Origin of the sequence: Streptomyces sp. KL109B (assembly GCF_030766935.1) — a bacterium.
In the GTDB taxonomy this organism is placed as follows: Bacteria; Actinomycetota; Actinomycetes; order Streptomycetales; family Streptomycetaceae; genus Streptomyces.
Map to the genome: position 1 here is coordinate 1,082,753 of NZ_JASERL010000002.1, position 19,986 is coordinate 1,102,738.

A 19,986-nucleotide genomic window follows, 5' to 3' on the forward strand; every position below is an offset into this window, starting at 1 on the left:
GCGGGCTGACGGCACTATGGCAGCGATCCATGAACCGGTAAAGCCTCTTGCCCGAAGTCTTCCGACAATCGCGACGGGGAAGGGACTAGACCGGTTTACAAATCCGGGGTTAGGTTGGCGCGGATCGCCAACTCAGGCCTGCCGTACGTCCGATGGGAGCCGCACTATGAAGGACACCGTCCAGCTCGGCGAGGGCTGGAGCCTCGACCACGACGGGACCGAGGTGCCCGCCCGAGTCCCCGGATGTGTCCACACCGACCTGCTGGCCGCGGGCCTGATCCCGGACCCGTTCATCGGCACGAACGAGCACGAGGTCGAGTGGGTGGGCCGCCGCTCCTGGACATACGCACGCTCCGTGGACGCGACTCAATCCCCGTACGAGCGCGTGGACTTGGTCTTCGACGGCCTCGACACGGCGGCCCGCCTCACCCTCGACGGGAAGCCGCTCGGCCACACCCGCAATATGCACCGCTCGTACCGCTTCGACGTCACGGGACGCTCCGGCGAACTGCGCGTCGACTTCGCCTCCGCCTACGAAGAGGCGTCAGCGGTACGGGAGTTGACCGGTGAGCGACCCAACGTCTACCCCGCCCCTTCCCAGTACATCCGCAAGATGGCCTGCTCCTTCGGCTGGGACTGGGGCCCGACCGTGGTGACGGCGGGCATGTGGCGCCCGGTCCGCCTGGAACGCTGGTCGACGGCGCGGCTCGCCCGGATCAGGCCGCTGGTGACGGTGGACGGCTCAACGGGCCGCGTAGAGCTGCGAGTTGAGGTGGAGCGCACGGCGAGCGGGGCCGGGCGGCGACTGACGGCGCGGGCTTCGGTGGCAGGGGCGTCGATGGCTGGGGCGTCGATGGCTGGGGTGGAGGCGCGCGAGTCCTTCGACGGGGACTCGGTGACACTCACCCTGAACGCCCCCGACGTACGCCTGTGGTGGCCGCGCGGATACGGCGAACAGCCCCTGTACGAGGTCGAGTTGACGCTGTTCGACGGCTCGACGGAACTCGACACCTGGCGGCGCCGCGTGGGCTTCCGCACGGTCGAGATCGACCAGCGCCCCGACGAGCACGGCACCGGCTTCACCTTCGTCGTCAACGGCGTCCGCGTCTTCGCACGCGGCGTCAACTGGATCCCCGACGACGTCCTGCCCTCCCGCATCACCCCCGAGCGCTACCGCACCCGCCTCGCCCTGGCCGCCGACGCGAACGTCGACCTCGTCCGCGTGTGGGGCGGCGGCATCTACGAGGACGACGCCTTCTACGACGCCTGCGACGAGCTCGGCCTCATGGTCTGGCAGGACTTCCCCTTCGCCTGCTCCGCCTACCCGGAGGAACAGCCGCTGCGCGGCGAGGTGGAGGCCGAGGCCCGCGAGAACGTGTGCCGCCTGATGCCGCACCCCAGCCTCGTCGTATGGAACGGCAACAACGAGAACCTGTGGGGCTTTCGCGACTGGGGCTGGGAGGGCGAACTCGCGGGCGACTCCTGGGGCGAGGGCTACTACCTGGGCCTTTTGCCGCGCGTCGTCGCCGAGTTGGACCCCACCCGCCCCTACACGGCGGGCAGCCCCTGGTCCGGCTCCTGGGACCACCACCCCAACGACCCCGACCACGGCACGTACCACTCGTGGGAGGCGTGGAACCGCCGCGACTACACCGCGTACCGGTCCGAAGTCCCGCGCTTCGTCGCCGAGTTCGGCTGGCAGGCGCCGCCCGCGATGGCGACGCTGCGCCGCGCCCTGCCCGGTGAACGGCTCGCCGCGGACTCCCCCGGCATGCTGCACCACCAGAAGGCGGAGGACGGGAACGGCAAGCTCCAACGCGGCCTGGAACACCACTTCGCCCCGCCCCAGGGCGACTTCGACCGCTGGCACTACCTGACGCAGCTCGTCCAGGCGCGGGCCGTCGCCACCGGCATCGAGCACTGGCGCGCCCACTGGCCGCGCTGCGCGGGCACCGTCGTATGGCAGCTCAACGACTGCTGGCCGGTCAGCTCCTGGTCCGCGGTCGACGGCGACGGCCACCTCAAGCCGCTCCACCACGAACTGCGGCGGGTGTACGCGGACCGGCTCCTTACACTCCAACCGGCCGGTGACGTAACGGAGTTGATCCTGTCGAACCTCGGCGGCGAGCCGTGGACCACCGCGGTCACCCTGCGCCTGGTGCGCGCCGACGGGACGGTCGCCGGGCAGACGGTCCTGGAGGCGAAGGCGGGCGCCCGGGAGGTGACGCGGCTGCCCGTACCGCGCTCGCTGGTGCCCGCGCCGGGCTCGACGAAGGAGTTCCTGGTGGCGGACGCGGACGGCCTGCGCGCGCTCCACTTTCCCGTACGGGACCGGGAGTTCGGCTACCCCGAGCCCCGCTTCACGGTCGTGACCGAGACCGTCGGCGGGGACCCGGATACAGTCGACGTCGTGGTGACCGCCCAGACCCTCGTACGCGACCTGCTGCTGCAGCCCGACCGCGTCGCCCCGCACGCCCGCGCCGACCGCGGCCCGGTCACCCTGCTGCCCGGCGAGCGGGCCCGGATCCGCCTGACCGGCGCGCACGGCGCGGGCGCCAACACGATCCGCGCGGCCCTCTTCTGCGTGGAACCGGCATGAGCACCCCGATCCGCAACGTCACCATCAAGGACGTGGCGGCGGCCGCCGGAGTGTCCAAGGGCGCGGTCTCCATCGCCTTCAACCAGAAACCGGGCCTTTCCGAGGCCACCCGCGAACGGATCTTCGCGGCGGCGCGGGAACTGGGCTGGGCCCCCAACTCCTCGGCCCGCAGCCTCTCGCGCCGCACCACGGACACCATCGGCCTCGCCCTGTGCCGCCCGGCCCGCCTGCTCGGCCTCGAACCCTTCTACATGGAGTTCATCTCCGGCATCGAGAGCGTCCTGGCCGAACACTCCTGCTCACTCCTCCTGCGCCTGGTCTCCAGCCTGGAGGAGGAGATCGACCTCCAGCAGACGTGGTGGCGCGAACGGCAGGTCGGCGGCAGCGTGTTGGTCGACTTCCACCGGAACGACCCGCGCGTGGAGCCGCTCTCCCGCCTCGGCCTCCCGGCCGTCGCGGTCGGCCACCCGGACCTCACGGGCGGCCTGCCCTCCGTGTGGACGGACGACGGTACGGCGATGACGGAGGCCGTGCGCTATCTCGCGGCGCTCGGCCACCGCAGGATCGCGCGGGTCGGCGGCCCGGCCGACCTCGGCCACAGCGCGATCCGCGAGGAGGCGTTCCAGTCGACGCTGAGCGGGCTCGGCCTGGACGCGAGCCTGCACCTCAACACCGGCTTCGCGGACGAGGAGGGGGCACGGGCCACGCGCTCGCTGTTGCTCCGCCCCGACCGGCCGACGGCGATCGTCTACGACAACGACATCATGGCGGTGGCAGGACTCGGCGTCGCCGCGGAGATGGGGGTGCCGGTCCCCGACGACCTCTCCCTGCTCGCCTGGGACGACTCCCAGCTCTGCCGCCTCACCCACCCCACGCTCTCCGCGATGAGCCACGACGTGCACAGCTTCGGGGCGCAGGTGGCGCGCGTCCTGTTCGACCTCATCGCGGGCAACCCGGCGACCCCGGGCCCCGTGCCGACGCCGTCGCTGACACCGAGGGGGTCGACGGCGCCGCCGGCTCGGGGGTGAAGTGCCCGTCCTCGTACTCGGGTTGCCACTCGACGAACTGGTGCAGCCCGTAGAGCAGGGGGACTCCCTCGGTGAACCGGCTGCCGAGCACGGCGCCGAGCAGGACGGCGTGGCTGCCGACCACGGTCAGTTCGTCGGCGCGGCACTCGGCGACCGCGAAGGCGTCCCGTACCAGCCAGGGCAGCCCGCGGGATCCGAACGGCTCCCACGGCACCGTCGCGAACCGGTCGGCCACCGGGGTGGCGAAGGTCCGGGCGGTGTCGCGGGCGCCGGAGTGCAGCAGGTTCACCGCGAATCCACCGCGCTCGCGGATCGCCGCCAGGGTGCTGCTGGTACTGGTCAGGCACACCAGCAGCGTGGGCGGGCTGAGGGTGACGCTGCACAGGGAGGAGCAGGTGGCTCCGCGCGGCCCCGCACCGTCGTCCAGGCTGGTCACGACGGCCACACCCGTGGGGAACGCGCTCATCAGGGTGCGGAACGCCTCGGCGTCCTCGGCGGGTCGGCCCACGGTCACTCGCCGTGGAGCCGGCGCAGGTGCTCCAGGTTCGAGGGCAGCGTGGCGGCCAGGGACCGCTGTTCCTCGGCCACGCGGTCGAACAGGTACTGGGCGCCCGCGACCGACTCCGGGCGGTGCGCGAGGGCGGGCAGCGGATGGTCCGGTTCGAGGCCGAGACCGGCGAAGACGCTGTAGTAGCTGCCGTTGGTCCAGAAGTTGCGGAACTCGACGTCGAAGTTGTCGTAGTACGAACCCTCCGTACTGGTCGGAGGGTTGACCGGCAGGCCGGCCCGGTACATGGCGATCTTCTCCTGGATCCCGTCGGCCAGGCGGAGATCCTTGTTGGCCTTCCAGAACTCGGTGTCGGTGCGCGGGGACAGCGCGAAGTGCGCCTGGATGAAGTCCCGGGTGTCGTCGAACATCGTCTCGATCTCCGCGTTGAAGCGGTCGGCGAGAACGGGGTCGAAGCCCTTGTCCGGGAAGTGCTTCGCGAGGTTGTAGAGGGCCGCGGTGATGAAGTAGATGCCGGTCGACTCCAGCGGCTCCAGGAAGCAGGACGCCAGGCCGACGCTGACGACGTTGTCCACCCAGGCGCGGCGGTTGCGGCCGACCCGGAACCGCACATGGTTGAGCCGGTCGCCCACCTCGTCCGGGCTCAGCCCCCACAACCGGCAGAAGTCCAGGGCGGCCTGGTCCTGGGTGGCGAAGGCGTCGGAGTAGACATAGCCGGTGCCGAAGCGCCCCAGCATCGGGATCTTCCAGGTCCAGCCGGCCTCCATGGCGATCGCCGAGGTGTACGGCTCCACGCCGTGCGCCTCGTCGTCGTGCGGCAGCGCGTACGCCACCGCCCTGTCGCACAGCAGGTGGTCGCTCATGTCGACGAAGGGTTCGGCCAGGGCCTTGTTGATCAGCAGCCCGCGGAAGCCCGAGCAGTCGATGAACAGGTCGCCGTCGAGGACCGCCCCTGACTTGGTGCGCAGCGCCGTGACGTGCCCGCGCTCGTCGCGCAGCGCCTCCGTCATCTCGTCCTCGACGTGGACGACGCCCTGCTTGTCGGTGGCGTACCGGCGCAGGAAGTCGGCCACCAGGTGGGCGTCGAAGTGCCAGGCGTAGCGGGTGACGGGCTTTCCCTCGTGGTCGCGCGGCGACCTGCGCTCGTCCATGATCGCCACGCCGGGGAAGCAGGAGTAGTCGAACGGGAGGTCCGTGACGCCGTGCTTGCGGTTGTGGACCCAGTAGTGCGAGAGCGGAAGACCGTCGTGCTCGGGCAGCAGACCGAAGGGGTGGTGGAAGTGGTCCGGGCGGCCGTCCCTGTCGCGGGCGGTCGCCTCGCCCGGCCCCGGAGTGGTCCAGTTGACGAATTTGACGGCCACTTTGTAGGCCGCGTTGCATTCGGGCATCCACTCCTCCTCGGAAAGTCCGAGGTGGTCGAAGAACACCCTTTGGAGGTTCGGCACGGTGGCTTCGCCGACGCCGATCTTCGGAATGGAAGGCGCCTCAAGGACCGTGATGTCCACGGTCCCTGCGAATGATTTGGCGAGATAGGCGGCGGACATCCAGCCCGCCGTTCCGCCGCCCAGAATGACGATCTTTCTGATCCGCCGGTCCTGGTTTTCCTGGTCCCCGCTGGTCTGGCCCATGACAGAACCTCTCGAATCGCGACTCGTCGTCTTCCGGATAGCCGCTCGATGGAAACCTGTGCGGCTGGACGCGAACCAGCGTAGGCACGGGTCACGGGGCCTGGACGCAGTCGCCCCCGCAACCTACTTGAACGCGCGGGATGCCTTCCGGCCTGCGTGAACACGCGTCTTCGGGACGTCCGGACGCCTTTCTCCGGCACACTCGTCCAAGGGATGTGGCGGGCCGGGGAATGGCGCACAGTCGTCTGCCATGTGGACAACAACTCCAGCGGAACGGAATGCGTCCGAATCGGCACCGCCGACGGATCCCCGTGCGCACATCGCGGTTCTCGGTGCGGGCATCGCGGGTCTGGTGGCGGCCTGCGAACTGGAGTCGCTCGGATATCGCGTGACGATCCTGGAAGGCAGCGAACGGATCGGCGGCCGGATCTACACGCACCGTTTCGGAACCACGCCCGGCGCCCCCTACGCGGAACTCGGCGCGATGCGCATTCCCGCCACCCACGAACTGACTCTGCGCTACGTCAAGGAACTCGGCCTCGAACCGGATCTGCACCCGTTCCGCACCATCCTCAGCGACGAGAACAATTACCTCGCCACCAAAGAGGGCCACGTACGAGTGAAGGACGCCTCCGGTCCGCTGCTCGCGGACCTCAGGCGCGAGATCCCCACGGAGTCCTACCGGACGGCCACCGTGCTGTTCGGGGCGTGGCTGGCGGCCATGGTCCGCGCGGTCGCCCCGGCCGAGCTGCGCGACAATCTCGTCTCCGACCTGACGGCACTGCTCCCGCTCGCCGACAGCATCGATCTGACGCCGTACGTGTACGGCGACGAGGCCGACCGGATCCGGCTCGGGCCCGTCTTCCGCGACCATCCCGAGCTGCGGGCGGCCTGCAGCCCGCGGCTCTACGGCTTCCTCGACGACCTGCTGCTGGAGACCGACACCGACCTGTTCCACCTCGCGGGAGGCATGAGCCGGATCGTCGACCGCCTCGTCGCCCGGATCCGCGGCCCGATCCTCCTCGGCCACGAGGTGACCGGAGTGCACGCCGGCGGCGACGCGGCCGGCGTCGAACTGCGCACGGGCGGCCGGACCGAGACCCTGCGGTATCCGGCCGTCCTGTGCACCCTGCCGTTCTCCGTACTGCGCGGCCTGACGCTGACCGGTTTCGACGAGGACAAGCGCGACATCGTCGCCGGCGTCGAGTACGGGGCGGCGACGAAGGTGGCGCTGCACTGCCGGGACGCCTTCTGGGAACGGGACGGCATCCGCGGCGGGGCGTCGGCGACGGGCGGACGCACCCGGCAGACCTACTACCCGCCCCGGGAGGGCGATCCGGCCGAGGGAGCGGTGCTGCTCGGCTCGTACGCCATCGCCGAGGACGCCGACCTGCTCGGGCTGCTGCCCGCCGAAGCCCGGCACGCCGCCACCGTCGAGGAGCTCGCCCCGCTGTACCCCCAACTCAAGGAGCCGGGCGCGGTCCTGGGCGCGGCGAGCATCGCCTGGGCCGGGCACCCGTGGAGCAAGGGGTGCACCGCACGCCGCTGGCGCTGGGGCAACGACGCCGACGGGTGCGCGCGGGAGGTGCGGCGCGCTTCCCGTCCACAAGGGCGGCTGTTCTTCGCCGGGGAGCACTGCTCGACGACCCCGGCGTGGATCAACGGCGCCATCGAGTCCGCGCTCGCCGCGGTGGCCGGGATCGGGTCGACGCTGAAGGGAGCGCGGTGAGCGTCTTCGACCTTCCCCGGCTGCACTTCGCCGGTCACGCGGTCACCCGGCTCCCCACCGGACCGCGCGGCGGGCTGTACGACCTCGCGCGCCACCGCGCCCTGACCGGCGACGGCCGGCCCTTCCCCGTGGACCGCCCGGCCGAGGAGTACCACCGCCATCTCGACGGGCTCGGCGACCGCTTCGAGCCGGACGGACGGAGCGCGCCCGACGGCCGGTTCGGCACCGTCAAGGGCTGGAACTTCGGCGGCAACGGCCACTTCTGGCTGGACGCCCGGATCACCGGCTGGGAGCGCGCCGCGGGCGACGTCGACACCGGCGACCCGGTGGTCGGCCGGCACGTGGACGTCTGGGGCCACTACAACGACCACCTGGCGACCACGCACAACCGCGCCCGCGTCTTCGACGTCGACCCGGCGTCCGACTGGACGACCACGGTGCTGGCCGGACAGTTCGGCTTCGGCCGGCGGGACCGCTCGCACGAGACCGGCTATCTGGCGATGGGCGCGGTGACCGGGCCGCAGCCGCCCCGCTGGCACAACTCCCGGTACGTCCTCGACGTCGGCGAGCACCCGCTGGCCGACCGTTTCCGGCGCTCGGTGGTCCACCAGTTCGCCGTCGACGCCGACGACGGTCTCGAATGGTTCGCCGGTACGGAGACCTCCGAAGCGGCCGGACTACTGCGAGCACGCGTCACCGGGGACGACTTCGCGGGCCTCGTGGTGCGCTACGCGCTCACCAACATGGCCACCCCTCGGGCCAACGACGCCCCCGACGTGTGGCAGGTGCGGGGCACCATCGCGCCGTGGCGCCGCGAGGAGGAGCGGACCTGGCCGGCGGGCCGCCTGCTCAGCGCCCGCGGGCCGCGCCGGTCGGGCGCCGCGACCCCGCTGCACAACGCCGCGGTGCATGTCACCCCCGGGCACACCACGTTCGACCTCGTCACCGCCGTCCCGGTCACCCACCGGGCGCCCGCGGCCGGGCCAGGACCCGTGCACCGGCTCGGTCCGCGCCTGGACGTCGGGGACCTGGAGCTGCGCACCCGTGACTCCGGCCGGCTGGTCGCCCGCGTACCGGCCGCCGCCTACCTCGCCGACACCGATCCCACCGGCGGCCTGGTCACCGTCCCCACCGACCCCGTCCTCGCGGCCCAACTCGCGGAAGACGCGGGGCCGGACGAGCCCCTCGTCCTGATCGCCGCCACCCCGGGAGAGCCGGCCGGGGTGCTGCTGACGGAAGAGGAAGTGGTGATCAGAACCGACGACTGCGCGCTCTTCCTGGAGCCAACGGATGCCCCGGATTTCCTGGACCCGCGGCACGCCTCGGTTCTCCGGGAGCCGCCGCACGCCCCGAATCGCCTGGGGCCCCGGCACACCCCGGCCGACGGCGACCACGGCACCTGCGTGCGCCTGCGCGCCTACCGTCTGGGCCGCCCCGCGCCGGCGACCGAACTGCGGGTCGCGCAGTTCTTCAACCCCCGCGCCCTGCCCGCCGATCCGCGAGCGGGCGGCGGCGCGAAGTCCGGCGACGTACGCACGGTGGACCTCCGTCCCGGTGCGCCGCCGCACGAGGGGGCCGACGACGGCGGGTGGGCCGCGGCGTGCGCCGTGACGACCGACGCGGACGGACGCGCGTCCTTCGCCGTCCGGTGCGCGTCCCCCGGCGCCGCCCGGCTGCTGGTCCTGCCGGCCGGGGACGACCTGCCGTGCGATCCGGCCGAGCCCGGCTCCGCCGCCCGCGCGTACGACGGTGACGACCGCCTCGGGTACTGGCCGGCGGTGTGCGCCGTGGACGTCCGCGTCCTGCCCGACACCCGGCACCTGGACTCCGTCCCCCGCGCCGAGGTCACCTTCGACCTGCTCCACCGCGAGGTGTTCGCCCCCTACGAACTGCTGTACTCGTTCATGAAGGACGAGATCTTCAGCCTGGCCGACGCCTCCCGGGTGGCCACGTACGCCCGGCTGATCTGGCTGATGTGCGATCCGGCCAACAAGGACAAGACGTACTACATGCCGTCCTCCCGCGACATGACGGCTCCTCAGGTCAGGCTGCTGCTCGCCTATTTGCGGCAGGACGAGGCGGGCCGCAGGCCACCGCCCCGTACGGTGCCCCGGCGCGCCCGCCCCGGCGCCCTCACCACCCGCGCCCAGCTCCACGAGGCGCTGCGCGAGGCCGCCACCGTCGAACTCGCCGTCATGCAGCAGTACTTGTACGCCGCGTGGTCGATCCCCCTGTACGGCGCGGGCCGCGAACTGGTCAGGCGCGGCGAGTGGAGCCCGCGCCAGCTCCGCCTGGCGTGCGGCGACGGCGGGGAGACCCTCAGCAACGGCATGCGGGGCAGCCTGCTGAACGTGGCCCGGGAGGAGATGACGCACTTCCTGGTGATCAACAACATCATCACCGCGATGGGGCTCCCCTTCCATCTGCCGCGGATCGACTTCGGAACCGTCAACCACCGGCTGCGGGTACCGCTCGACCTCAGCCTGGAGGGGTTCGGCCTGGGCAGCGTGCAGCGGTTCATCGCCCTGGAGCAGCCGCACGGCCTCGGCCCCGACCTCGCCGACGACGGCACCGCCCCCGTACGGAACGACGGGCGGCAGCCGTACGCGTACCAGTCGCTCAGCGATCTGTACGCCGCGATCCGCGAGGGCATCGCCACCGTGCCCGACCTCTTCCCTGTGCGGCGCGGACGGGGCGGCGGTGAACACCACCTGTTCATGCGCGAGTCGGTCAACTGGGCCCATCCGGACTACCAGTTGGAGGTGGACGACGTCGCGAGCGCGCTGTTCGCCGTCGACTTCGTCACCGAGCACGGCGAGGGCGATGTCCTGCGCGGCGCCGAGCACGACGAGGACTCCCACTACGAGACCTTCCTGCGGATCTCGGACCTGCTGATCGCCGAGCACCACGGGCACGGCCCGCACCGCGAAGCGGGCCCCCGGCGCCCGCCCTGGACCCCGGCCTATCCCGTGCCGCGCAACCCCACGCGCCACGCGGGCGACCCCGCACGGGAGTTGGTGACCGACCCGCGGGCCCGCGCGGCGATGGCCGTGTTCGACGAGGCGTGCCTCCTGATGAACCAGCTCATGGTCCAGCACTTCGGCGCGGCGGCCGACGCCAGCCTGCGGCGCTCCCGGCTGATGAACGGGGCGATCGACGTCATGACCGGCATCATGCGGCCGCTCGCCGAGCACCTCGTGACGCTGCCCGCAGGCCGGCCGGGGCGGACGGCGGGCCCCGCCTTCGAGCTCCCGGAGGACGCGGTCGTCATCCCCCGCCAGGACGTGGCGGCGCGGGTGCTCGGCCGCCGGTTCGCCGAACTCGCCGACCGCGCCGCCGGGTTGTCCGGCCTGCCCGCACGGGTCGCCGACCTCGCGCGCTCCTTCGCCGAGGACTTCGAGAAGGCCGGGGCGCAAGCCCCGTGAGCGGGACACGCCGTAGGGGCCTGCCGGGCGTCAACCTGCGTACACCGAAATTGCCGCGTCGCCTTGACGGGCGTCCGCGCGCCCTCAGACGATCTTGCTCCCGTTGACCTCACGTACCCCCCAGAGGAAGTGCGCTTGCCGTCCCCCCGCCATCTCCCGCACGGCGTCCCCGCGCCCGTCTCCCCCCGCTCCTCCCGTAGTTCCTCCCGTACGCAGGCCAATCGCACCCCGCCGGAATCCGCGGCCCCCCGCCTGCGCGGCCGGGAGCAGCAGTGGGCGCGGCTGCTGCGCCTCCTCGACACCGCCCGCGGCGCTCCCCGGCGCGGGGGCGTCGCGCTGGTCGAGGGGGTCGCGGGCAGCGGCCGCAGCAGGCTGCTGGGCGACGCCGGGGCCGTGGCGCGCCAGTGCGGTTTCTCGGTGGTGCACGCGACCGCCGACGAGGTCCGCCACGCCCTTCCCCTGGCGCCGCTGATCGACGCGCTGCACCACGGCCCGGGAGCCCGGCTCGCGGCACCTGACCCCGAGCAGGACCCTGCCGGGGCTGCCCGGCACACCTGGCAGATCGACCGGTTACAGACCTCCCTGGAGAAGCAGCTGTGCGACGGCCCGATGCTCGTCGTGGTGGACGACCTGCACTGGGCGGACCAGCTCACGCTCGCCGCGCTGCGCACCCTTGCGGCACGCTTCGCGGCCCGCCCCGTCGTGTGGCTGTTCTCCCGCCGCACCGGGAGGGCGAACCCGGCGCTCGACCGCCTGTTCACCCTGCTGGGCAGCGGGGAGCGGGCGGAACGGATCCTCCTTCCCCCGCTCGACGCCGCGGCCGTACGCGACCTGGTCGCCGACCGGCTCGCGGCCGAGCCCACCCCGGAGTTGCTGGCCTACGCCGAGGGCGCCGACGGCAACCCGGCCGCGCTCGCGGCGCTCCTGGACGGACTGGCCGAGGAACACCGGCTGCGGGTAGCCGACGGCCGGGCCCGGCTGGCCGGGGAAGGCGTCGGCGGCTACGTCCCGCGGCGGTTCGGCGCGCTCATCCGCCAGCGGGTGGCCGCCTTCCGGCCGGAAACCCGCCAACTGCTGGACGTGGCAAGCATCTTGGGGCGGGCCGTCCCGCCCGAGGACGTGGCGGAGATACTGGGTGAGACGACGGCCTCCGCACTGCCCGCGCTCCGGGAGGCACTGGACGCGCGGATCATGGTGTGCGAGGGCGACGACCTCGCGTTCTGCCACGAACTCGTCCGGCTGGCGCTGTTCACGACGCTCCCCGGACCGCTGCGCGGGGCGCTGCACCGGCAGGCCGCCAAGATGATCATTACCCGGGACGGTGGCGTGCTGCCCGCCGCCGCGCACCTGGTGCACGGCGCCCGGCGGGGCGACGCCGACGCGGTGACCGTGCTGTGCTCGGCCGCGACCTCCGTCACCGCGACGGAACCCGATACGGCGGCGCAACTCGCCCTGCGCGCCCTCGACATCACCGGCCCGGCGGATCCCGCGCGGCCCGAACTGGTCCGGATCGCCGTCGAGGCGCTGTCCCGCTCCGGCCCGCTGCCACGGGCCATCACCCTGGCGGAGGAGGCCCTGGCCAGGAGCCTGCCCCGGGAGAACGCGGCCGTCCTGCGCTGCCGGCTGACCTCGGCGCTGCTGCTCGCCGGCCGGCCCGCACAGGCCATCGCCGTCACGGACCAGTCGCCGCGTCCCCTGGACGCCTGCTCGACGGGCGGTCCGGCGGAGCGGATCTCCCTCATGCGGCTGCACAGCCTCGCCGACCTGTACCCGGAGGCCGCCGAGAAGGAGGCGTGGTGGCAGGCGGAGCGCCGCGGCACCCCGACGGCGGGGCTGCTGTGCGTACTGGCCCGCTGCCACTGGCGTACCGGTCAGATCGGCGAAGCGCTGCGGCTCGCCCGCACGGCGGCGGACCCGGACCGTCCGGGCGACGAGGAGCACAGCGCCTGTTGGCCGTTCCCGCCACGCCTCGCCCTGGCCGCCATGCTCACCCGGCTGCGCGAGACGGCGGAGGCCGAGGCCCTGCTGCGCACCCTCCACGCCGACATCGAGGCGGCGGGATGGCCGGTGCTCCGGGGCGCCGTCACCCTCCTCGAAGCCTCCCTCGCCCTCACCCGCGGCGACGTGGAGACGGCCGCCGAGCGGGCCACCGCCGGGCTCCGGGCGGGCGAGGAGGCCGGACTGCACCGGTACGCGCCGCTCGGCCGGCAGGTGCTCGCCGACATCGCGCTGCGCCGCGGCGACCTGGCCGCTGCGGACGGGCACGCCGAACGGCTGGCGCGGACGGCGGCGCGCCGGGGGCCGGGCACGAACGTCGCCGCGGAGGCGCTCTCCGTATGGACGGCGGGACGGCTCGCGGCGGCGCGCCACGACCCGGACGGCGTCGGCTCCGCGCTGGCCGTGTTCCGCGCGGACCGGACCGCGCTGCGCGTCCTGCTGACCGAGGAACCCGCGGCCGCCGCCTGGTTGACGCGCACCGCCATCGGGCGGGGCGACACGGAACTCGCCGGGACGACGGTGCGCGTCGCGCGGCAGCTCGGCGACGACAGTCCGAGCCTGCCGTCGCCGACGGCCGCCGCCGCGCACGCGGAAGGGCTGCACGCGCAGGACCCCGAGGCACTGCGGCGCGCCGCACGCACCCACCGCGACCCGTGGAGCCGGGCCTCCGCGGCCGAGGACCTGGGCTCGTTGTACGGGGCCGACCGCCCGGCCGCCGTACCGGAACTGGAGCGGGCGATGGCCGAGTACGCGCGGCTCGGCGCCGTGCAGGACGAGGCACGGGTGCGGAGTCGACTGCGTCGGCTCGGGGTCCGGCGGCGGCACTGGTCGCACGAGGACCGGCCCACGTCGGGATGGGGCAGCCTGACCGAGACCGAGCGCCGGGTCGCGGACCTCGTCGCCCAAGGGCTGACGAACCGTCAGGCCGCCGCGCAGATGTTCCTGTCCCCGCACACCGTCGGATTCCATCTGCGCCAGATCTTCCGGAAGCTCGGACTGCAGTCCCGCATCGACCTGGCCCGGACGCATCCCGGCACCGGCGGCGCCCCTCCCCGTAACGGGTGACGGCCCCTTCCATACCGGGCGGCGGCCCCTCCCCTACCGGTGACGGCCCCTCCCATACACCGGGCGGCGGCCCCTCCCATACCGAGTGACGGCCCGCCCGGGTGCCGCCAGCCCGCGCGTCACGGCGGGTCGCACCCCGGATCCGGGGCCCGCGTCCGCTCCCCGGGCGCCGCCCCGGGCGGCCGACCCTACGCAACCGCGCTGACCGACGGAGCCGCCCTTGTTCCCCGCCGGAACCGGTTGCTTGCATACAGGACGTGACAAACCAGGCCGTACCCGCCACCGCACCGCCCGGCCGCACGCCGGCGGCGGACCTCGCCCCCTCCCAGCCCAGCGCCGCACGCATGTGGAACCACTGGCTGGGCGGCACGCACAACTACGCCGTGGATCGCGCGGCCGGCGACCGGCTTGCCGCCGCCAACCCCGGCCTCGTGGAACGGGTCCGCACCACCCGCCACTTCCTCGACCGCGCCGTACGCCACCTGGCGCACGAGGCGGGCGTCCGGCAGTTCCTGGACATCGGCCCCGGCCTGCCCGCGGCCGGCAGCACGCACCAGATCGCCCAGCGGGCGGCGCCCGACGCGCGCGTCGTCTACGCCGACAACGACCCGGTGACCGTGGGCCACGCCCGCACGATCCTCGCCCCGTCGCCCCCCGGCGCCGTCACCTACCTCCAGGCCGATCTGCGCTCCCCCGAAGCTCTCCTGGAGGCCGTCTCCGGAACGCTGGACCTGAACCGGCCCGTCGCGCTCGTCCTCAGCGGCATCCTCGGCCACGTACCCACCTACGAGGAGGCCCGCGCCACGGTCCGGACGCTGATGGCCCAACTTCCCTCCGGCAGCCACCTGTTGGCGCACGACATCAGCGACACCGAGAGCGACTGGCGCGCCGTCCAGGCCCGCCACAACGCCGACGCCCCCGTCGCGTACCACCTGCGCACCCCGCGGCAGATCGCCGGCTACTTCGACGGGCTGCGGCTCGTCGACCCGGGAGTGGTCCCGCTGACCGACTGGCGCCCGGACGCCGAGTCACCCGCGTCCGCCGAATGGGCCGCACTCGTGGCCGATGTCGTGGGCGGGGTCGGCCACAAACCCTGAACACCCTCCCGATCCCCCGCAGTTGCCCCCGCCGTCCACCGCCGACCCACCGTAGATGCGCCGCCGCCCCGCCACCGATCCACCGCCGGTCCACAGCCGCCCCTCCGCTGCTCCACCGCCAGCCCGCCACCGATCCACCGCCGACCCGCCACCGGCCCACCGCCCGACCCGCCACCGGTCCGCCGCCGGGTCCGCCGCCGGTCCGCGAGGCGTCCGTACCCCCACCGGCCTGTCGCCCCGTCATCCCCGCCCCGCCCCTCCCTCGCCCCCCCGTCCTCCTGGAGCCCCGCCATGCACACCACCCGCGCCTGGGACCCGCAGCGGTACCTCGACAGTCCGGATCCGCGCACCCGTCCCTTCCACGATCTCCTCGGCCGCATCCCCGAACTGCCCGGCCGCCCCGCCCGCATCGCCGACCTCGGCTGCGGGACCGGCGTCGTCACCGCCGTACTCGCCGAACGCTGGCCCGACGCGCACATCACCGGACTCGACAGCTGCGCCGAGAGCCTGCGCGCGGCAGAGGCGCGGGCGGGCGAGACGGCCGCGGGCGGACGCCTGGAGTTCCAGCGCGCCGACATCGGCGACTGGAGCCCCGAGGAGCCCTACGACCTGATCGTCTCCAGCGCCGCGCTGCAGTGGATCACCGACCACGCCGAGCGCTTCAAGGACTGGACGCGGGCCCTGCGCCCCGGCGGCGTCCTCGCCTTCCAGGTCCCCGACAACGCCGCTTCCGCCGGGCACGCCGCGCTCCGCGCGCTGTGCGCGAGCCCCCGCTGGCGCGAGCGTCTTGGCACCGGCGTCCTGCCCGAGCACACGGTCCACGACCCGGCCGACTACCTGGACCGGCTCGCTGGCCTCGGCCTCGCGGTGGACGCCTGGGAGACGACGTACGGCCATGTCCTGCCCGCCGACGACCCGTTCGCGGGCTGGGTCACGGGCACCGGGATGCGCCCGCTCCTCGACGCCCTGGCCGATGACCCCGGGGACGCCGAGGAGTTCCTCGCCGAATACCGCGCCCGCCTCCGCGAGACGTATCCCGCCGCCCCGTACGGCACGGTCTTCCCGTTCCGCCGGGTCTTCGCGGTCGCCCGCAGGGAACGGGCGGCGTGAGGAGCGCGCCGGGGCGGCGCCGACGTGTCCGCTCAGCGGCGGACGGCGTGCAGGTACCAGGCCGGCCCGACGATCCTGCCCTCGCCGTCGACCCGCACCCGCTCCCTGTCGATCGTCACGCCAAGCCGCCGGAACCGGTCGAGGTCCGCGTCGGTGAGGCTGCTGGGGACCACGGCGGTGGTGAGGCTGGTGAGCCGAACGGCGGTGATGTCCCAGCAAGTGCCGATGACGGTACGCAGATTCTCCTCGCTCACCACCATCGGCTGGCGCACCCCGGCCGTTCCCTCGGCCCAGCAGATCAGGTGCAGCTCCGCGCCGGGCTCGGTGACACGGTGCAGCGCCGCGACGTACTCGCGCCGCTGCGCGTCGTCCAGGCAGTGGTACAGCGCGCTGTCCAGCACGGTCGCGAAGCGCCGCCCCTCCAACTCCGTCAGGTGCGTGGCGTCCGCCTCCACGAAGTCCACCCGCGCCCCGAGCGCGGCGGCGCGCTCCCTGGCCTCCCGCAGCGCGGCGGTCGAGCTGTCGAACGCCGTGACCTCGTGACCGCGCCGGGCCAGCAGGACGGCGTTGTCGCCAGGACCGCAGCCGGCGTCCAGGACCGGGCCGCGGAAGTCCGCGGCCTCGACCAGCTCGACCACCGCCGGCTGCGCCTCACCGATGTCCCAGGGCACCTGCGGATAGGCCACGTCCGTCTCCGCCGTGAGGGGCCGGCCCCGGTAGAACGCGTCGTAGTCGACGCTCTCCTTGTCGATCGTGATGTCCGTCGGGTCCTGTGCCATTGCGATTCCCTTCTACGCGCCACTCTTTGACGGCGGAACGGCACCCATCGTGGACTCGCGGCGGACGCGGCCGGAGCAGCGTCGGCCGCGGCGGACAGAGATCTACGCGACCACGTGGCATGGGCCGGGTGCCGACGGCACCCGGCCCATCACGGAAACCCGGAAACCCGGAAACCCGGATAGACGGAAACACGGATAGACGGAAAGGCAGAACGCCGAACATGGAACGCCTCTTGTCCGCCCACGAAAGCATGATGGTCGCCGGCGACATGCGCGTGGTGACCGTCTGGGAACTCCGGGGCGACCTGGACGAACCTGCCCTCGACCGCGCGCTGGAGCGGCTCGCCGAACGCTGTCCCGTACTCGGCGGGAGCCTCTCCTGCCAGGACGGACGCGCGTATCTGCGGATGCCGGAGCAGGGGCGGACCGCAGTGCCGCGGCTCCAGCACGCCACGGAACTGGGCCCGGAACTCGCCGCCGGGAGCGACTGGTCCGCGGGGCCGCTGCTGCGGATGGCCCTCGTCCCCGGGGAGCCCGGCCACCACCACCTCGTGACGACGCTGCCGCGCGCCTGCGTGGACGGCACCAGCCTCCTCTCCCTGCAGCGGGCGTTCTGGTCGTTCTACGCGGAGGCGTACGAGAACCGGCAGCACCCGGCACGACCGGCCGAACCAGTGCGGCCGGTCCAGCCCGTTCTCGCGCCGGCGATCGAGGAGCGCTTCGCGGACAAGTACACGCCGGACGATCTGCGGGCCTACGTAGACGAGCGCGCCCGGACCGATGCCCGGATGCCCTCCGTCGCCCTGCCCGCCCTGGCGGCGACGGGCGGGGCCCCGGGTCCCGACCCGACCTTCGGCGCCGTCCGCGTCGGCCTGGACGCCGCGAGGACCGCCGCACTCGCCGACCTCGCACACCACAACGAACTGTCCGTCAACTCCCTCGTGTGCGGACTGCTGCTCGCCGCCGTACGCCCCTGCCTGCGGCCCGACACCGGCCCGGTCCGGGTGTGCTGCGGCGTCGCGGTCGACATGCGCAGGAGGGTGGCGCCGCCGATCGCCGAGGATGTCCTGCAGTCGGCGGCGTCCGGATTCCCGGTGCGGGTCACGGTCGACACCGGCGCCGACCCCGTCGAGCTGGGCAGGGAACTGGCGGCGTCCGTACGCGAGAACCTGGACGCGGGGACCGCCGAGCGCGAACTGGCGGCCTTCTCCTACATGGCGCAGCAGTGCCCCCCGACCTTCTTCGTCACCAACCTGGGCACGATCCCCGCCCCGCCCCTCCCCGGGAACCTCGCCGTCACCGGCGTACGGGTGCTGCCGATGGCGCACATCCCCACGGTGTTCGCGGTCGTCACCCGGTTCGACGGAGAGCTCCACACCGACCTGACGTTCAGTCACGCCTGGTACACGGACGCCCAGATCGAGGAGTTGGCGTCCCGTACGCACGAGGTCGCCGACGCCGTCGTCGCCCGCCGCCCGGAGGCGGTCAGGGCCCGGCCGTGACCGCCGCCGCCCCGCCGCGCCGTACGGCGGCCCGCGGCCTGTGGTTGATCAGGAGGGCGGCGACCGCGGCGGCGAGGACGAGGAAGCCCGCGGCGCACCAGATCGCGACGGAGAAGCCGTGCACCACGCCCCTGACCCGCACCCCGGCCGCCGCCGCGGGGAGGGCGGGCAGGTGGTGCCGGAGATAGGACCCGGTGGCGGTGGTGGCGACCGTGTTGAGCAGCGCGGTACCGATGGCCCCGCCCAACTGCTGGGACGCGGTGACCATGGCGGAGGCGACGCCGGTGTCCCGCGCGTCCACCCCGAGCGTCGCCAGGCTCATCACCGGCATCAGGACCGCTCCGAGACCGAGGCCCATGACGAACGTGCCGGGCAGCACGATCCGGGCGTACGAACCGTCAGGGCCGATCTGGGCGAGGATCGCGAGGCCCGCGGCGCCGGTGAGGAAGCCGGGCACCATCAGCACGCGGGCGGGCACGCGGGGCACCAGCGGGGCGCTGATCCGCGTCGCGCCGATCATGATGCCGGCCGTCAGCGGCATGAACGCCAGGCCGCACCGCAGCGGGCCGAAGCCGAGGACGGCCTGGAGGTAGTAGGTCAGGAAGAGAAACAGCCCGAACATGCTGACGAAGGTGATCGCCAGGCAGAGATACGCCCCGCCGCGGTTGCGGTCCAGGACGACGCGCATCGGCAGCAGCGGCCGCGGCACCCGGCTCTCCAGCACCACGAACGCCGTCACGAGCAGCGCCGCGCCGCCGAGCAGCCCCAGGGTCGGCGCCGATGCCCACCCGTCGGACTCCGCGCGGGCGAGCCCGTACACCAGGCACACCGCCCCGCCGCACGCGAGCACGGCGCCGGGGAGGTCGAGGCCGCGGGCTCGGGACCGGAACCCGCGGCGGCGGCCCGGGGGCCGGCCCTCGACGAGCGACAGGACACCGGCCGCCGCGACGGCCGCGAACCCGATGTTGACCAACAGGGTCCAGCGCCAGTCCAGATACTCCGTCAGCACGCCGCCGAGCAGCAGGCCGATCGCCGCGCCCGCACCGGCGATGGCCCCGTAGACGCCGTACGCCCTGGCGCGTTCCCTGGCCTCGGTGAACAACAACGACAACAGGGACAGCGCGGCCGGGGCGAGCAGCGCGCCGAAGGCGCCCTGCAGGGCGCGGGCCGTCAGCAGCGTGGAGGTGTTCACGGCCGCGCCGCCCAGCGCGGACGCGGCGGCGAATCCGACCGCGCCCGTGACGAAGGCCCGCTTGCGGTCCCACAGGTCGGCGATGCGGCCACCGAGCAGGAGCAGGCCGCCGAAGGCCAGGGCGTAGGCGGTGACGACCCATTGCCGGTCGGCGTCGGAGAAGTTCAGGTCCCGCTGGGCCGCGGGCAGGGCGATGTTCACGATCGTCCCGTCGAGCACGACCATCAACTCGGCCAGGCAGAGGAACACCAGGGCCTTCCATCGCCGGGGATCGGCCGTCGTGGCGACGGACATGGCGGGGTTCCGCCTTTCAGCAGGAGACAGGA

At 73.4% G+C, this 19,986-nt stretch carries 12 protein-coding genes; 8 read left to right on the top strand and 4 right to left on the bottom strand.

What is annotated here, in order from left to right; translation table 11 throughout:
* The first annotated feature begins 166 nt into the window (after positions 1–166).
* Both RBJ65_RS10550 and RBJ65_RS10555 read left to right on the top strand, forming a co-directional pair.
* Complete coding sequence (locus RBJ65_RS10550) at positions 167–2,599, top strand: glycoside hydrolase family 2 protein (protein ID WP_306318153.1); 2,433 nt, start codon at positions 167–169, stop codon at positions 2,597–2,599.
* Positions 2,596–3,627 (top strand): LacI family DNA-binding transcriptional regulator, encoded by a 1,032-nt coding sequence (locus RBJ65_RS10555; protein WP_306318152.1) that lies wholly within the window; start codon positions 2,596–2,598, stop codon positions 3,625–3,627. Before RBJ65_RS10550 ends, RBJ65_RS10555 begins: the two co-directional genes overlap by 4 nt.
* Here the strand turns inward: RBJ65_RS10555 and RBJ65_RS10560 are convergent.
* Positions 3,539–4,135: a flavin reductase family protein gene (locus RBJ65_RS10560; protein WP_306318151.1), complete on the bottom strand. Its 597-nt coding sequence runs from the start codon at positions 4,133–4,135 to the stop codon at positions 3,539–3,541. The two genes, RBJ65_RS10555 and RBJ65_RS10560, sit on opposite strands and share 89 nt — an antisense overlap.
* Positions 4,136–4,137: 2 nt before the next feature.
* On the bottom strand, positions 4,138–5,763 hold the full coding sequence (locus RBJ65_RS10565) for a tryptophan halogenase family protein (RefSeq protein ID WP_306318150.1): 1,626 nt from the start codon (positions 5,761–5,763) through the stop codon (positions 4,138–4,140).
* Positions 5,764–6,013: 250 nt separating this feature from the next.
* On the opposite strand from RBJ65_RS10565, the gene RBJ65_RS10570 reads away from it, so the two are divergent.
* The 5 genes from RBJ65_RS10570 to RBJ65_RS10590 all read left to right on the top strand — a co-directional run bounded on the left by RBJ65_RS10570 (position 6,014) and on the right by RBJ65_RS10590 (position 16,187).
* Positions 6,014–7,492, top strand: a complete 1,479-nt coding sequence (locus tag RBJ65_RS10570; RefSeq protein WP_306318149.1) for an NAD(P)/FAD-dependent oxidoreductase — start codon at positions 6,014–6,016, stop codon at positions 7,490–7,492.
* Entirely contained in the window at positions 7,489–10,917 is a 3,429-nt protein-coding gene (locus RBJ65_RS10575) for a ferritin-like domain-containing protein (protein ID WP_306318148.1), read from the top strand. Before RBJ65_RS10570 ends, RBJ65_RS10575 begins: the two co-directional genes overlap by 4 nt.
* A 135-nt stretch (positions 10,918–11,052) precedes the next feature.
* The gene (locus RBJ65_RS10580; RefSeq protein ID WP_306318146.1) at positions 11,053–13,980 is read left to right on the top strand and encodes a LuxR family transcriptional regulator; all 2,928 of its coding nucleotides are present in this window, start codon (positions 11,053–11,055) and stop codon (positions 13,978–13,980) included.
* Between the two features lie 257 nt (positions 13,981–14,237).
* The gene (locus RBJ65_RS10585; RefSeq protein ID WP_306318145.1) at positions 14,238–15,077 is read left to right on the top strand and encodes an SAM-dependent methyltransferase; all 840 of its coding nucleotides are present in this window, start codon (positions 14,238–14,240) and stop codon (positions 15,075–15,077) included.
* A gap of 291 nt (positions 15,078–15,368) precedes the next feature.
* Entirely contained in the window at positions 15,369–16,187 is an 819-nt protein-coding gene (locus RBJ65_RS10590) for a methyltransferase domain-containing protein (RefSeq protein ID WP_306318144.1), read from the top strand.
* A gap of 32 nt (positions 16,188–16,219) precedes the next feature.
* On the opposite strand, the gene RBJ65_RS10595 is transcribed toward RBJ65_RS10590, so the two are convergent.
* The gene (locus tag RBJ65_RS10595; RefSeq protein ID WP_306318143.1) at positions 16,220–16,966 is read right to left on the bottom strand and encodes a class I SAM-dependent methyltransferase; all 747 of its coding nucleotides are present in this window, start codon (positions 16,964–16,966) and stop codon (positions 16,220–16,222) included.
* Positions 16,967–17,199: 233 nt separating this feature from the next.
* Between RBJ65_RS10595 and RBJ65_RS10600 the strand changes: the two genes are divergently transcribed.
* Positions 17,200–18,468: a condensation protein gene (locus RBJ65_RS10600; protein ID WP_306318142.1), complete on the top strand. Its 1,269-nt coding sequence runs from the start codon at positions 17,200–17,202 to the stop codon at positions 18,466–18,468.
* Here the strand turns inward: RBJ65_RS10600 and RBJ65_RS10605 are convergent.
* Positions 18,452–19,954, bottom strand: a complete 1,503-nt coding sequence (locus RBJ65_RS10605) for an MFS transporter (protein WP_306318332.1) — start codon at positions 19,952–19,954, stop codon at positions 18,452–18,454. The two genes, RBJ65_RS10600 and RBJ65_RS10605, sit on opposite strands and share 17 nt — an antisense overlap.
* Positions 19,955–19,986 lie beyond the last annotated feature (32 nt).